Below are 14682 nucleotides of genomic sequence, written 5' to 3'. Positions count from 1 at the left end.
AGGCCTATTTTGAATTAAGACAAAATTCATTTATATTTGTGACAAATGGCATACAATGAAAAAAAGCCCTAAAAAATATACGCCTGAAGTACGCGAGAAACGCGTCGCCCACACTAATCCACCCTATCCTACCCCTACCTCAAAGCCTTCGCTAGAGGTATTGGTGAAAAACTTTACATACAAGGATTTTAAGAAAATTCTTGACAAGGGCCCCTTTACCATCGGCGAATGGGCAGATATGCTTTTTATCAGTGAGCGCACCCTGCACCGATACGCAAAAGACAACAGCAGTTTTAACGGCTTACAAATTGAGCGTATCCTATTATTGGAGCAACTGATTGATACCGGTAATGAGCTGTTCGGAAAAGAAGGCTTTAAAACATGGCTGCAAAGCGCTCCCTTTTCACTGGATAGCGACAGGGTTAAAGACAAGCTCACCACACACAACGGCATACAGGATGTAATTGATCTTTTAGGCAGAATTCAACACGGTATACCTGCATAATGAACATTTACAGAATAGCACGAGAAGAATACGCAGAAGACATTTCCGGATACGGAGCATTTCTTTATGGAGGCCGCTGGAACGGCAAGGGGCAGTACGCATTGTACTGCACTGAGCACATCTCACTAGCTGTGTTGGAGATTGTAGTCAATTATAATCGAACGTTGACGCCAATGCGTCCCAAATACCACCTGATCGAAATACAAATTCCGGAAAATACCATCACGGAAATTGATCATAAAGTTCTTAAAAAAGATTGGACACAAGATCTCGATTACACCCAGTATATAGGCGATCAGTTTTTACTTTCACAAGCAGCACTAGCATTAAAAGTACCTTCGGCCGTTATTCCGGAAGAACATAACTATCTTATCAACCCTCAGCATAAGGATTTTAAGAAGCTGAAAATAGTTACCAACAAAGCATACGGACTAGACGAACGACTTTTCTAGAATTATTCCACATCAACATACCTACTTCGTATTACTCCAGTAGCATGTATACTTCAGTCCGTGCTGTCCTATTCTGTACAAGGCGGGATATGCGAAGGACTATATGCATTTTACCTATAAGCTTGTTGTAAAATTTTCTTTCGGTTTTTTTTTGTTTATTTAATTTCGAAGTTTAAAAATTAATGTAGGTTTGGCCAATGAATCTGGAGGATGGAAAAATATCGCTAGCAGAACAGTTTGAAAACATCATCGCTTCCGGTAATAAGTCCGAAATAAAGGCATTTTTGGACGATCAGAACATCAGCGATGTAGTGGAACTAGTATATGAGTACCCCGAGTACGCTACACAGATCATTGCCAATATGTCGATGCACCGTGCGGTGAATGTGTTCAAACTGCTGGAGACCACCGAACAGAAGAACATTATTCAACAACTAGCCCCCAGCTATACAGCGGCGCTTCTAAACGAACTCCCTGCCGACGACCGTACGGACTTTCTGGAAGAGTTGCCGGCCAATGCTGTACGGGAGCTCATCAAGCTTCTAGATCCGGAAGAGCGTAAAGTTACCCTCTCACTACTGGGCTATCCTGAGAACAGTATCGGGCGCTTGATGAACCCCGATTATGTATATGTCTACCCTCATAATACGGTGGAAGAAGTATTCGATACCATCCGTAAATATGGCAAGAATAGCGAAGCCATCAACGTGATTTATGTTATCAACCAAGCAGGCGAACTGCTAGACGATATTCGTATCGGTGAATTTATTTTAAGCGATCCCGGCACCAAGGTTTCCGAGCTGATGGACGAAAGAGTGATTTCGCTTAAGGCATACGACGATCAAGAGTCCGCAAGCGAAATCTTTAAGATGAACAACCGGGTGGCACTGCCTGTAGTTAGCGAAAGCAATAAACTATTGGGTATCGTTACGATTGACGATATCCTTTGGGTGGCCACCGAAGAGTATAGTGAAGACATGCAAAAGATGGGGGGTACTCAGGCATTCGGCGAACCTTATTTGGATATTCCTTTGTTCCAGCTTTTTAAAAAACGTATTCTGTGGCTGGTAGTATTATTCTTGGGAGAAATGCTTACAGCTACTGCTATGGCTTTCTTTGAAGACGAGATTGCGCGTGCTGTTGTGCTTACTTTATTTATTCCTCTCATCATTAGTAGCGGTGGGAATAGTGGTTCACAGGCTTCCACATTGATTATTCAAGCTATGGCAGTAGGCGAAGTTACCACGCGCGATTGGTGGCGTGTGATGCGTAGAGAAATCGTATCGGGACTGTTATTAGGAACCGTTCTGGGTATTATCGGATTTTTGAAAATTTTCATTTATCATTCTATTGCGCCTCACCTATATGGAGAACATTGGCTACTATTAGCACTAACGATTGGTTTCACATTAATTGGAGTAGTATTGTGGGGAACCTTGTCGGGGAGTATGCTGCCTTTATTATTGAAAAAATTAGGCGCCGACCCTGCCGTAAGCTCTGCACCTTTTGTGGCTACACTGGTGGATGTAACAGGATTGGTAATTTATTTCACTGTAGCTTATTTGCTATTGAATGGCACCATGCTGTAAGCATGCCCACTGCTGCAGTTTTGTACAACGATATGGTCCTTTTTTACTGCCTACACCCATTACTTGCATTTTGCCAATACACCCCCTCTAACATCCTGTATCTAAAAAAATTATAAGAATAGAACTGTATAGAATGTGCAATCGATTGCACAAGAAAATGAAAAGCCTTATTTTCGTCCCTAAAAAACATCATATGTGTGGAATTGTTGGTTACACAGGACATAGACAAGCATATCCAATAGTTATAAAAGGATTAAAGAGATTAGAATATAGAGGATACGACAGTGCAGGCGTAGCACTTCAACAAGACAACAAGATCACCATCTATAAAAAGAAAGGTAAAGTAAGCGACCTTGAAGATGCCATAGGCACCAGTAATATATCTGGCACCACAGGTATCGGGCATACACGCTGGGCGACACACGGAGAACCTAGCGATCGCAATGCTCATCCACACTATTCTGCCAGTGGAAAAATCGCCATGATTCATAATGGGATTATTGAAAACTACGCCCAATTAAAAACCGAACTGGAAAAGAAAGGTTATAGTTTTAAAAGCGATACCGACACCGAAGTGCTTTTAAACTTTATCGAAGAAATCAAAACACACAATAATTGCTCGCTTGAAGAAGCCATTCGCATTGCCCTAAAACGCGTAACGGGGGCATATGTAATTCTGGTAATTGATGATGAAAATCCCGATACGATTATTGCCGCTCGAAAAGGTAGTCCTCTCGTTATCGGAGTAGGCAAGAACGAGCATTTTCTGGGTTCCGATGCCTCACCTATGCTCGAGTACACTAAGGAAGTTGTATATGTCAACGATTACGAGCTGGCGATCGTAAAACCCGATGAACTCATACTGAAAAACCTCGGCAATGAAAAAATTACGCCTTATGTACAAAAGCTGGATATGGAGTTGGCCGACATTGAAAAAGGCGGTTATGATCACTTCATGCTGAAGGAAATTTTCGAACAGCCCACTTCTATTTACGACTGTTTGCGCGGACGCTTGGATGCCAATGCAGGTAGCATCACGCTCTCTGGTATTGAGCAACATGCTGACAAAATCATCAATGCCAACAGAATTATCATTATCGCCTGTGGCACCAGCTGGCATGCTGGTCTCACTGCGGAATACATTATCGAAGAGCTTTGTCGCATTAATGTAGAAGTAGAGTACGCATCAGAGTTCCGCTACCGAAACCCCATTATTAACGAAGGAGATGTTATACTGGCTATCAGCCAGAGTGGTGAAACAGCCGATACACTTGTTGCAATTGAGAACGCCAAATCTAAAGGGGCCACCATATTAGGCGTGGTAAATGTAGTAGGCTCTTCCATTGCCAGAGCATCACATGCAGGAGTTTACACCCATGCGGGACCGGAAATCGGAGTAGCCTCTACCAAAGCCTTTACAGCACAGCTTACGGTACTTACCATGATTGCTTTAAAGCTCGCCTATGTGAAAGGCACTTTATCCATGCATCGCTACCGCGAATTATTGAAAGAACTGGATTCGGTACCGGAAAAAGTTGCCTGGATTCTGAATCATCAAAAAAGTATTAAACGAATTGCTGAAAAATATAAAGATGCTCATAGTTTCCTTTATTTGGGACGCGGATACAACTTCCCTATTGCATTGGAAGGTGCACTAAAGCTGAAAGAAATTTCTTACATCCATGCCGAAGGCTATCCTGCTGCTGAAATGAAACACGGTCCCATTGCGCTCGTAGATGAAAACCTGCCCGTCGTATTTGTAGCTACCAAAGACACTTATCATGAAAAGATTCTCAGTAATATGCAGGAAATAAAGGCACGAAAAGGTAAACTGATAGCTGTTGTTACCGAAGGTGATGAGGTAGCTTCTAAACTTTGCGACGATGTATTGGTAGTGCCCGAAGCTGATGAAATTATTGCACCATTATTGAATGTAATACCACTGCAACTTTTATCCTATTACATCGGAGTGGCGAAAGGCTATGATGTGGACAAACCGCGAAATCTGGCTAAAAGCGTAACTGTTGAATAAGTAATGCGGATTCGGCATAACACATCATCAACCAACAATATGCCGTAAACAGCATCGTTGCAAGCTACAACGTATTAAAACACCAGTATCAGAAACCATATGAACCATATCATTAAGCATAGAGCAGAGCAACTGGGATATAACTTTATACCTAAAGCATTTCTACCGGAAGGAAAAGATGAGTACTACTTAAGGTTTCAGCAAAATCCCGCCAACGATTATCGACCTTTAACGCCGGAAGAAATCAAAATTCTTAAAGCCAACGGTAATCACTCTAACAACTGGAATGATATATTGGTAAGAGATGGCATTGATATAACTCTCATCGAAGCCTGTACTTTCTATGGGCATGTACGCATTGGCAAATTAGAACCCTATTTTCTGGAGTTTAGTGAAGTGCGATTCCCTGTAGGCCTGTATCACAGTATGATTGTAAGTTGCGATATAGGCAATAATGTGTCCATCAGCAATGTAAATTTCTTAAGCCGTTATATTATAGAGGATGATGTAATCATTGCCAACGTTAATGAAATGAGTTGTACCTCACACAGCAAATTCGGCAACGGCATTATTAAAGAGGGCGAAAAAGAAAATGTGCGCATATGGCTAGAGCTATGTAATGAAAACGGGGGCAGAAAAGTGATGCCCTTTGATGGCATGCTGGCAGGCGATGCATGGTTGTGGACCAAATATCGTGGCGACAAGCAATTGATGAACGCCTTTAAAACTTTCACAGAGTCGCGCTTTGACAACCTCCATGGATATTATGGTGTAGTGGGTCAGAGAACGGTGATTAAAAACTGCCGCATCATTAAAGATGTAAAAATAGGTAGCGATGCTTATATTAAAGGAGCGAACAAGCTTAAAAACCTCACCATCAACTCCAGCCCAGATGCCCAATCGCAGATAGGCGAAGGATGCGAAATGGTAAACGGAATAATGGGAGTAGGTTGCCGCGTTTTCTATGGTGTAAAGGCCGTTCGTTTTATTCTAGCGCCCTTCTCCCAATTAAAGTACGGTGCGCGTTTGATTAACTCCTATTTGGGAGAGAACGCTACTGTATCCTGCTGCGAGGTTTTAAACTCCCTGATATTTCCTGCACATGAACAACATCACAACAATTCTTTCCTGTGTGCAGCTTTGTTAATGGGGCAAAGCAATATGGCCGCCGGAGCTACGATTGGTTCCAATCATAATTCGCGCGGCGCCGATGGTGAAATACAAGCAGGAAGAGGTTTCTGGCCGGGACTCTGTGTTAGCCTGAAACACAATTCCAAGTTTGCCACATTTACAATGATTGCAAAAGGCAACTATCCTGCCGAACTCAATATTCCCTTCCCCTTTTCTTTGGTGAGCAATGAAGAACATACCAACAGTTTGGTAATTATGCCGGCTTATTGGTTCCTGTATAACATGTACGCCATATTGAGGAATGAAAGCAAGTTCGCCGCACGCGATAAACGCATCAATAAACAACAATTATTGGAGTTTAATGCACTAGCGCCTGATAGTGTGAACGAGATTCTTGAAGCTATTGAACTACTCAAAAAGTTTACGGGAAAAGCTTTTTATAAAGCTCATAAGATGATAGGAAGCGATGTGGATTATATTAGCAAAGGCGAATACCTGCTCGAACAGAATGATCCGGTAATAGCTAAACTTACTATTCTAGGCTCCGATATAGAAAATTCAAAAAGACCGGTACGCATCATCAAAGTACAAGAAGCGTATAATGCTTATAAAAAAATGCTCCAATACTATGCGGGCAAAGAAATCATCCAGTACATTACTCAAAACAATATTACTTCAGTAACAGAACTCACAGCGCACATTCCTATAGAAACTGAAAACAATAAGTGGATGAATGTTGGTGGGCAGTTGATTCAACAAAAAGCTCTCGACCAACTGCTGAGTAATATCAGAGAAGGCAAAATAAACTCTTGGGATGCAGTACACCATTTCTACGAAGAGCAGGCAAAGTTATATCCATCACAAAAACTTGCTCATGCCGTATCAGTACTCTTAAAAGTGTACGAGGTAGACCGCCAGACACTGTATAATGCTACATTTTTGAAAAATGTTTTTGCAGATGTTTTAGAGATCAAAGAATGGATTACACAGGGAATTTATCAGTCCAAAGAAAAAGACTTCAAAAACAAATTCAAAAACATGGTATATGATACCCCTGAAGAAAGAGAAAGCGTACTGGGCACTTTAAGCACTAATGAGTTTGTAGTACAACAACAGGAAGAAATGAAAGCTTTTAGAAATACGATAGAGGAGCTGATAAGAAATTTTAAATAAATAATTATTGCCTCACCTTAAAAGACCAGGTGAAAGTAAAAGTAGCAACATTGTTGCCTTCTTCATCTGTACCTATGGAAATAGCTGTAAATAGTTGCGGCTCCCCTGTTCGAATCGCTTCATCTATTTTACTTTTCATAGGCAATCCGTCTGTACAAATAAAGGTGGTAACACTGCTTGCTTTTTTATGATATGTTGCATCCATCTTCACGATCAACATCGAAACGGAAGGCTGTCTTTTATACACGTTGGCCATAGCTAATGCACCCGTGCTCAATTCCGCTGCCATAGCCAAGCAAGCAAAATAAGTAGACCTAAAAGGATTTTGAGAAAACCATGTATAAGGCACTACTACCCTACATTCCTTTTCATCCATATACTTTATCCGAACACCGCTAAAATAGGCTGCAGGTAATTTGCGCAACAAAAACCATTTAAACTTAGCTGAGTTAGCTAGCTTGATAAAAGTGTTTTCCACAGTATTGATTTTCCTATAAAGTTAAACGAGATGAGATATTCCACGATTGCAAAGCCTGTTATATTTATAAACATTTTTTATATTCGTTTTTAAGAAATGCCGTGAACCGCACTATCCAAGTGTCAAGGAACACGTGATCATTTTGAAAAACTTTAATGTTTTTTAATCATTGTAAACGAACCTCGTTTTAAAAGAGCCAATAAGCAATCATTACTAATCCCAATAATGCAATTCAGCCTTAATGATATAACCTGTCGCTGCCCTATTGAGGCAGTTACGATTAGGGAGCATAAATACTAAAGCTTCTTGTATGATTCAGAAAAGAAAAATAGTACTCTTAGGAGCTGTTTTGAAGCTTTGCCTAGGGCCCAATATCATTTACCTTTTATCCCAGAAAAAAATTCTATGGGGCTTTCCCTTTGTTTACTTAAATAAAAATGAGCCGGAGCCCATCGAGGTATTTAGCTATGGTGTACTCCCCGGTAATATTATGCTTAACCTCGCTGTGGCTACAGCACTATTTTTAGTGCTTAATAAACTTATAAAAAGAATAAAATGGCTCGATAATTTAAAATGGTTCAACAATAACGTAAGTAAACACCCCTCTAAAAATACCTAGCTGCCCCACACCCCGCTTTGATACCACTACGTATTCCTTAAATAGTAAAGACCACTATTTATACCAACCTTATTTCCTAATTTTACCCCCATAACTGCTATACGAATACGGAAAATATTGTTAAAAACGCTTGTAATCAATCGCAGCAGCGTAGAATCAATACAAATCCGTATATTCATTTTCCAGAGAGGACGTATCTTTGCGTAATTTTTAAAGTTTTATTACACAGAAAGAATGCTTTATACTTTAGCAATTAATTGGTCTAATGTGGGTATACAGGTAGCACAATTGCTTCTATCCTTATCCCTATTGGTTTTACTGCACGAGTTTGGTCATTATATTACGGCTAGATGGTTTGGTTGTAGGGTGGAGAAATTTTATCTCTTCTTCGACCCGTGGTTTTCGTTGTTTAAGAAAAAAGTGGGCGAAACCGAGTACGGTATCGGATGGTTACCGCTAGGTGGTTATGTAAAAATCAGCGGTATGATCGATGAGAGCATGGACAAGGAACAACTGAAACAACCTCCGAAGCCCTATGAATTCAGAACCAAACCGGCTTGGCAACGTCTGATTATTATGTTAGGCGGTATTATTATGAATGTGCTGGTAGCATTTGTAGTATATGCCATGATTTTGTTTGTGTGGGGCGAGAAAAAAGTACCTATGAGCTCTTTAAAATACGGTATTGCCGTTACTGACAGTCTGATGAGTGAAATAGGTCTGAGATCTGGCGATAAAATTCTTTCTGTAAATGGAGAACCGATCGAATATTTCGACGATCTGGCAGCAAAAATACTCATCGGCAGTAAGCAAATAGAAGTAGAGCGCGACGGACAACGTCTTACTATCGATGTGCCCGTAAACCTGATCGGTAAATTGGTAGAAAGTCGCCGTAAGAAAGCATATATGTTTACGGAACGGGTACCCGCCTATGTGGGAGATTACAACCCGAAATTTAAAATGGATACACTGGGTGGCTATAAGGCAGGTCTCAGAAAAATGGATCTGATTACAGCCATTGATTCTATTCCCGTACAGTTTTATGATGAGCTGTCTCCCATCCTGTCTGCTAAGAAAAACAGCACCGTTACCCTCTCGGTTTTAAGAGAAGGCCAGCCTCTTACACTTACTGCACAGGTAAATGAGGATGGCAAAATTGGTATCCCATTATTGACGGATGAAGAATATCAGCAACTAGGTGCGTATAGTGTAGAAAAACGTGAGTACGGGTTTTTAGCAGCCTTCCCGGCTGGTGTAAGAAAAGCAGGAGAAAAATTAAAAGCTTATATCGATCAGTTTGCACTGATCCTGAATCCTAAAACTGAGGCTTACAAAGGTGTAGGCGGTTTCAAGGCCATGGGATCCATCTTCCCTACTTACTGGAGCTGGGAAGCCTTCTGGAATATTACTGCCTTTTTATCCATTGTGTTGGCATTCATGAATTTACTCCCCATTCCGGCACTGGATGGAGGCCACGTGATGTTTACCCTTTACGAAATCGTCAGTGGCAGAAAACCCAGCGATAAGTTCTTGGAGTATGCCCAAATGGTGGGAATGGTACTATTGCTAGCACTGATGTTATATGCCAACGGTAACGACTGGTTTGGCTGGGGAAAATAGCTGTAATACATTTTAGCATAGTTTAAATCGGAGATACAATAAGTATCATGTATCTTTGCAGCCGCTTTATGTAGAAGCAAATGGTTTTGTAAATGGGGGCGTTTGGTTTTGACAGCATAGGTCTTTGAAAGTGTAAGCATGCCGGGCGTTGGGTAATTAGCCCGTAAATCTGAATACCCGAACTATAAATGGCAACACTCAGTATGCCATGGCTGCCTAATCAGTGATTAGAAAGCCATTTGGGCCGCGTTGAGCAGGTTGTTCTGCTACCAAGCTCCGCCGCCGACTCATCAAAACAAATGCAGAATGCTGCTGTACTAGGCTGTGCGTACAGCAAAAGACTCATACAGCTAAGCTTTGAATTGGTTTGTTCCTTTCCTGTTCAGAGCCGACAAATAATAAGGAAATAAGCATGTAGAAAGCTTTTGGAGAATATGTTTGGACACCGGTTCGATTCCGGTCGCCTCCACTTCCATTCGAATGATAAGCCTCAAATCATCCACTTCAAATACTAGAAACTCTTCTCCATATCCTTAAAATAAGGATACCCCTACTTCATGTTGAATGATGAATTTTGCACACTATTGGAAGTGACATAAAGTGAAACGCCTTGAAAGATGATATAAGGATAAAGTGCTACAAGGAATACTCGGGTACAGAAGCTGAGCTTATAACATTTACGCCTTCACCTTCTTCACCTCTTCACTTACAAATTCCTCTATCAAATCAAACAAATTACTTTTCCTGTCCACACATTCGCGCTCAAACTTATCGGTAAGGTCTACAGCCAACTGATACAGGTCGTCTGTAGCGCTCCTATTCAGCATTTCCTCGAATGCTTTGGACTGTTTACCTTCTTCCAAATCACGCAGATAACACAGTGCTTCTACCACTTCAAAGTGCGTTTTCTGCCAGGATTCAAAACCATTAGGAAAAACATGTTCAGGCATTATCGTTAGATTTAAATGGTACTCTTATAAAGTTATAAAAAAATTCAATACCTAGCAATAACAAGTTCCGTTGCTATCCCCTTAGGTTATAAAGGAAATTTTCCCACACGTTAATATTTCCTTTCAGAGATACAAACAGTACGGTAAATACAATCCCATAGACGGCTCCCCATAAATGTGCACCGTGATTGATATTGCCCCCACCCTGCTTATTTAGATAAGCTGAAATAATCATATACAGCAAACCGAATAACCAGCCTGGAATTCCCGGCAAAAAGAAAAAACTGATGGGCAAACGAGGATATAGTACAATACAGGAAAAAATCACAGCCGACACTGCGCCAGAAGCGCCCAAACTGCGGAAATAATAATTGTCCCGGTGCTTAAAATAATCCGGCATGCTGGATACAATGAGCCCGCCTACATATAGCATGAGGTAATATACCCCCGCCTCCCTTCCAAAAATCTGTGGCGAAGCAAAAAACTGTCGTTCCAATATTACCCCAAAACTGTATAGTGCCAACATGTTAAACGCCAAGTGCATAAAATCGGCATGAATCAGTCCGCAGGTTATAAAGCGATAATATTGGTTGCGCTGAGCAATAGCAGGGCCGTAGAATATCAGATTATCAATAATCTTGGAATTATTGAATCCCATCAAAGATACCACTACGGTAAGTACCACAATAACAAGCGTAATAGTAATATCCATCCGGTAAAAATAAAAGATTCATGTAAAATAAAAAACCACCCGGAGCTTAAAAGTTGCTTATTCTTCCCTCCCCTCCTGTTGACGAGCATATAAACGAGCATAAAACCCGTCGGGTATACGCATCAACTCCTCATGAGTACCTTGCTCCACAATAGCGCCTTCGTCCAGCACAATAATTCGGTCAAACTGTAGCAGGGAGAATACCCGATGCGTAATGATAATCGCAGTTTTATCCTCCAGGTATGGATTGAGGCGCGACATAATCTCTTTCTCGGTCTTAGCATCCACAGCGCTCAGACAGTCATCAAAAATCACAATCGCCGTGTCTTTAATAATGGCTCGGGCTATAGATATACGTTGCTTCTGCCCGCCGCTTAAGGTTACACCCCGCTCGCCAATCATGGTATCATACCCATTTGCAAAGCCTTCGATTTCCTTCTCCAGTCCTGCAATTTTCGCAGCCTCCCTAACCGCCTCCTTCGACGCATGCGGAATGCCAAAACGAATATTATTTTCTACCGTATCGCTGAACAGAAATACATCCTGTGGCACATAGCTGATCTGATTGCGAAGCGATGCCAGACGAATCTGTTCAATAGGAATGCTGTCAAATTGAATACTGCCTTCCTGCGCATTATACATACGCAGTAAAAGCTGTGCTACTGTAGTTTTTCCACTACCGGTACGTCCGGTAATAGCCACCTTTTCCCCTTTTTTAATATGTAAATCGAAATTCTTTAATGCCACAATTCCCGTATCGGGATAAGTGAATGTAACGTTATTGAAATCGATATTTCCCTCCAGTTTTACATCCTTAGCATCGGGGCTATCTTGTATTTCGGGCTGAATATCCAGAAATTCATTCAGACGCTTTTGGGAGGCCGCCGCTCTTTGTACCATACTCGCCGTAAGACCTATAGCACTTACAGGAAAGGTCAGCATATTCACATACACCACAAACTCTACTATGGTACCTAAACTGATATTGTGCTCATTATTGATGTAATAAAGTCCACCAATCATTATGGTCAGTAAAGTACTGATGCCGATGAGCAAATTGATAGAAGGGAAATACACTGCCTCCGTCTTAGCTAGGCTAATGGCGTTCTTACGATAAGTCTCAGCATTTATTCTGAAAAACTCAAACATATTTTTCTCCTGCACAAAAGATTTAATAACCCTTATACCAGAATAAGATTCTTGTGCATTAGTAGTAAGATCCGACAAAGCCTCCTGTATACGTTCGCTTTTTTTGTGAATGGTATTATTGACAAAATAGATAATGATAGCCAACAAAGGCAATGGTATCAGCACATAGAAAGTGAGCTCCTTGCTGCTTTGCAGCATAAAGAATACGCTCAATGCAATCACCGACACCAAATTTACAATATACATGATGGCCGGTCCCGTAAAAATACGTACACGGCTTACATCCTCCGCGATACGATTCATCAGGTCGCCCACTCGGTGCTGCTTGAAAAAGGAAGTGTCCAACTGCTGGTATTTGGCATATACCTCATTCTTCTGGTCATACTCGATATGGCGGCTCATTACAATGATGGTCTGCCGCATCAGAAACATAAAAAAGCTACGCAAAAGCGCTAAGCCCAATATCACCAAACTGCCTACCACCACTACCTGGGCCACAGTACGCTCTTGGTCAATCCACCGAATCACCTTCTGTACCAGAACATCGTATTCTCCCGCATTTTCCACAAAATCATGCTTAGTTAGGGATAACGCCTTATCAACATAGTTGATAATAAAACGCATCAATTGCGGAGAAAGTACACTGAAATAGTTGGACAGCACCACAAACAGGATACCGGCACTCAACCTCAGCCTATACTTCCAGAAATATTTCCCCAAAACGCTTAAATGCCTCATACATGCAAGGTAGCTGTTATAAGTGAAAATTTAAGGCCTATTCATCTGATCACAGAATATCCACTTTTAAGGCCACATCGGTCAAAACTAAAAACTTATTTGCTATCTTTTCGGTATAAATCCGTAGCAATGGTAAAAGAAATCAGAGAAGCTTATAATAATAGCTTTACGGAAGAAAAATACCGTACCTTATTGAGCGAACTGAGCAGCATCGCTCCTTTGCAGTTTAGAGTAGCGGAAACACCCGTATTTATACCGAAAGACTTTCGAGACAAATTGCTAAGTGCTTGCGAAAGTATAGTAGACGTCATACTCCGACCGGATTTTAAGGAGCTCACGCAAAGAGCTATTCCGGCAGGATTGGAGGTTCGGCACGAAGATGCGCGGCCCGATTGTATTGCATTTGACTTTGGTGTATGCGCAAGTGCCGATGGTACGCTGGAACCGCAGCTTATTGAAATGCAGGCCTTCCCTACCCTTTTTGCCTATCAGGTATTTTTAGCCGATGCTTTTCAGAAGCACTTCTCGCTTCCCGAAGGTTACAGCAGTTATTTAAGTGGATTAAACCGAGAAACCTACCTGAAGGCATTACGGGAGCTTATTCTGCAAGATCATCAACCCGAAGAAGTAATACTACTGGAGATTTTTCCTCACAAACAAAAAACCGCAATCGACTTTTATTGCACTGAAAAGTATTTGGGTATTCAACCCGTTTGCGTAACGGAGCTAATCAAAAAAGGGAGACAACTTTTCTACATCCACAATGGTAAAGAAACCTTAATTAAAAGGATATACAACCGCTTAATTTTCGACGAACTTTTACAACAAGAAGCATGGGTGCGGGAAAAAGCTGCCATATTATTTGAAGACCTTGATGTAACGTGGTGTCCGCATCCAAACTGGTTTTACAGAATCAGCAAGTTTACACTACCTTTTATTCAGCATCCCAATATCCCGACCACTTATTTTGTCAATACTCTCCAACAAATACCGGAAGATTTAGACAACTATGTGCTCAAGCCGCTGTTTTCTTTTGCGGGACAAGGTGTGGTGATTGATGTAACACGCGCAGATATTGAAAACATCAAAGATCCTGAAAACTGGATTTTGCAACGCAAGGTGCAATACGCTTCGGTAATTCAAACGCCCGATGAAGCGGCCAAAACAGAAATCCGCATTTTTTATTTCTGGCCGAAAAATGCGGAAAGACCTTTTCCGGTAAACAACTTGGCGCGTCTTAGCAAAGGTAAGATGATTGGTGTACGCTACAACAAAGACAAAACCTGGACTGGCGGTAGTTTTGCGGTTTTTCAGTCGTAATCAATTTGTGATCTACGAGGATTAGCTTTCACGCGTATTGCACCTAAGTCAAAATGAAAAAAGCTATAATTTTATATATACATAAACGAATGACATTACAGCAATCAAAAACTACGAGCTTTTTCATTTGCCACTTTGTGAACTTGCGGCCGGTTATATACCCCCTAATTCATGGGTCTAGTTTTTCAGATTAAAAGCGGCCATTTATCACTTT

The 14682-nt window shown here is 41.2% G+C and carries 12 protein-coding genes and 1 other RNA gene; 9 read left to right on the top strand and 4 right to left on the bottom strand.

Translation table 11 applies throughout. The features are described from left to right. The first annotated feature begins 55 nt into the window (after window positions 1-55). The 5 genes from PIECOFPK_RS08105 (at window position 56) to PIECOFPK_RS08085 (ending at window position 6882) form a co-directional block, all read left to right on the top strand. On the top strand, window positions 56-505 hold the full coding sequence (locus PIECOFPK_RS08105; protein ID WP_330974193.1) for a hypothetical protein: 450 nt from the start codon (window positions 56-58) through the stop codon (window positions 503-505). Continuing rightward, a complete protein-coding gene (locus tag PIECOFPK_RS08100; protein ID WP_330974194.1) occupies window positions 505-957 on the top strand; it encodes an RES family NAD+ phosphorylase in 453 nt (150 codons plus the stop codon). The genes PIECOFPK_RS08105 and PIECOFPK_RS08100 overlap by 1 nt, the downstream gene beginning before the upstream one ends. 197 nt (window positions 958-1154) lie before the next feature. Further along, on the top strand, window positions 1155-2546 hold the full coding sequence (mgtE, locus tag PIECOFPK_RS08095; RefSeq protein WP_409965553.1) for a magnesium transporter: 1392 nt from the start codon (window positions 1155-1157) through the stop codon (window positions 2544-2546). A 193-nt stretch (window positions 2547-2739) separates the two neighbouring features. Continuing rightward, window positions 2740-4578 (top strand): glutamine--fructose-6-phosphate transaminase (isomerizing), encoded by a 1839-nt coding sequence (gene glmS / locus PIECOFPK_RS08090; protein ID WP_409965552.1) that lies wholly within the window; start codon window positions 2740-2742, stop codon window positions 4576-4578. A gap of 99 nt (window positions 4579-4677) precedes the next feature. Further along, window positions 4678-6882 carry a DUF4954 family protein gene (locus PIECOFPK_RS08085; protein WP_409965551.1) on the top strand — a complete coding sequence of 735 codons (2205 nt, stop codon included), beginning with the start codon at window positions 4678-4680 and terminating at the stop codon, window positions 6880-6882. 4 nt (window positions 6883-6886) lie between these two features. On the opposite strand, the gene PIECOFPK_RS08080 is transcribed toward PIECOFPK_RS08085, so the two are convergent. Beyond that, a complete protein-coding gene (locus PIECOFPK_RS08080; RefSeq protein ID WP_330974198.1) occupies window positions 6887-7360 on the bottom strand; it encodes a DUF4442 domain-containing protein in 474 nt (157 codons plus the stop codon). A gap of 310 nt (window positions 7361-7670) precedes the next feature. Here PIECOFPK_RS08080 and PIECOFPK_RS08075 point away from each other — a divergent pair, with 310 nt between their 5' ends. From PIECOFPK_RS08075 to ssrA, 3 genes are all read left to right on the top strand, one after another. Beyond that, a complete protein-coding gene (locus PIECOFPK_RS08075; protein WP_330974199.1) occupies window positions 7671-7979 on the top strand; it encodes a hypothetical protein in 309 nt (102 codons plus the stop codon). Window positions 7980-8213: 234 nt separating this feature from the next. Further along, entirely contained in the window at window positions 8214-9599 is a 1386-nt protein-coding gene (gene rseP / locus PIECOFPK_RS08070) for an RIP metalloprotease RseP (protein ID WP_409965550.1), read from the top strand. Between the two features lie 94 nt (window positions 9600-9693). After that, window positions 9694-10071: a transfer-messenger RNA gene (gene ssrA, locus PIECOFPK_RS08065) on the top strand. Window positions 10072-10276: 205 nt separating this feature from the next. Here the strand turns inward: ssrA and PIECOFPK_RS08060 are convergent. The 3 genes from PIECOFPK_RS08060 to PIECOFPK_RS08050 all read right to left on the bottom strand — a co-directional run bounded on the left by PIECOFPK_RS08060 (window position 10277) and on the right by PIECOFPK_RS08050 (window position 13148). After that, entirely contained in the window at window positions 10277-10549 is a 273-nt protein-coding gene (locus tag PIECOFPK_RS08060; RefSeq protein WP_330974201.1) for a hypothetical protein, read from the bottom strand. A 73-nt stretch (window positions 10550-10622) separates the two neighbouring features. After that, on the bottom strand, window positions 10623-11261 hold the full coding sequence (locus tag PIECOFPK_RS08055) for a rhomboid family intramembrane serine protease (protein WP_330974202.1): 639 nt from the start codon (window positions 11259-11261) through the stop codon (window positions 10623-10625). A gap of 57 nt (window positions 11262-11318) precedes the next feature. Next, window positions 11319-13148 carry an ABC transporter ATP-binding protein gene (locus tag PIECOFPK_RS08050; RefSeq protein ID WP_409965549.1) on the bottom strand — a complete coding sequence of 610 codons (1830 nt, stop codon included), beginning with the start codon at window positions 13146-13148 and terminating at the stop codon, window positions 11319-11321. Between the two features lie 129 nt (window positions 13149-13277). Here PIECOFPK_RS08050 and PIECOFPK_RS08045 point away from each other — a divergent pair, with 129 nt between their 5' ends. Further along, entirely contained in the window at window positions 13278-14468 is a 1191-nt protein-coding gene (locus tag PIECOFPK_RS08045; RefSeq protein ID WP_330974204.1) for a hypothetical protein, read from the top strand. The last annotated feature ends 214 nt before the right edge of the window (window positions 14469-14682 follow it).

Source organism: Chitinophagaceae bacterium C216, assembly GCA_028485475.2.
GTDB classification, from domain to species: Bacteria; Bacteroidota; Bacteroidia; order Chitinophagales; family Chitinophagaceae; genus Niabella; species Niabella composti.
The sequence above is the reverse complement of the archived record's forward strand: the minus strand, read 5'-3'. Positions and strand labels throughout refer to the sequence as shown.

Excerpts from the sequence above, each read along its gene's own strand:
- PIECOFPK_RS08105 (WP_330974193.1), top strand. The coding sequence starts at position 56 with ATGAAAAAAAGCCCTAAAAAATATACGCCTGAAGTACGCGAGAAACGC.
- PIECOFPK_RS08100 (WP_330974194.1), top strand. The coding sequence starts at position 505 with ATGAACATTTACAGAATAGCACGAGAAGAATACGCAGAAGACATTTCC.
- mgtE (WP_409965553.1), top strand. The coding sequence starts at position 1,155 with ATGAATCTGGAGGATGGAAAAATATCGCTAGCAGAACAGTTTGAAAAC.
- glmS (WP_409965552.1), top strand. The coding sequence starts at position 2,740 with ATGTGTGGAATTGTTGGTTACACAGGACATAGACAAGCATATCCAATA.
- PIECOFPK_RS08085 (WP_409965551.1), top strand. The coding sequence starts at position 4,678 with ATGAACCATATCATTAAGCATAGAGCAGAGCAACTGGGATATAACTTT.
- PIECOFPK_RS08075 (WP_330974199.1), top strand. The coding sequence starts at position 7,671 with ATGATTCAGAAAAGAAAAATAGTACTCTTAGGAGCTGTTTTGAAGCTT.
- rseP (WP_409965550.1), top strand. The coding sequence starts at position 8,214 with ATGCTTTATACTTTAGCAATTAATTGGTCTAATGTGGGTATACAGGTA.
- PIECOFPK_RS08060 (WP_330974201.1), bottom strand. The coding sequence starts at position 10,549 with ATGCCTGAACATGTTTTTCCTAATGGTTTTGAATCCTGGCAGAAAACG.
- PIECOFPK_RS08055 (WP_330974202.1), bottom strand. The coding sequence starts at position 11,261 with ATGGATATTACTATTACGCTTGTTATTGTGGTACTTACCGTAGTGGTA.
- PIECOFPK_RS08050 (WP_409965549.1), bottom strand. The coding sequence starts at position 13,148 with ATGAGGCATTTAAGCGTTTTGGGGAAATATTTCTGGAAGTATAGGCTG.
- PIECOFPK_RS08045 (WP_330974204.1), top strand. The coding sequence starts at position 13,278 with ATGGTAAAAGAAATCAGAGAAGCTTATAATAATAGCTTTACGGAAGAA.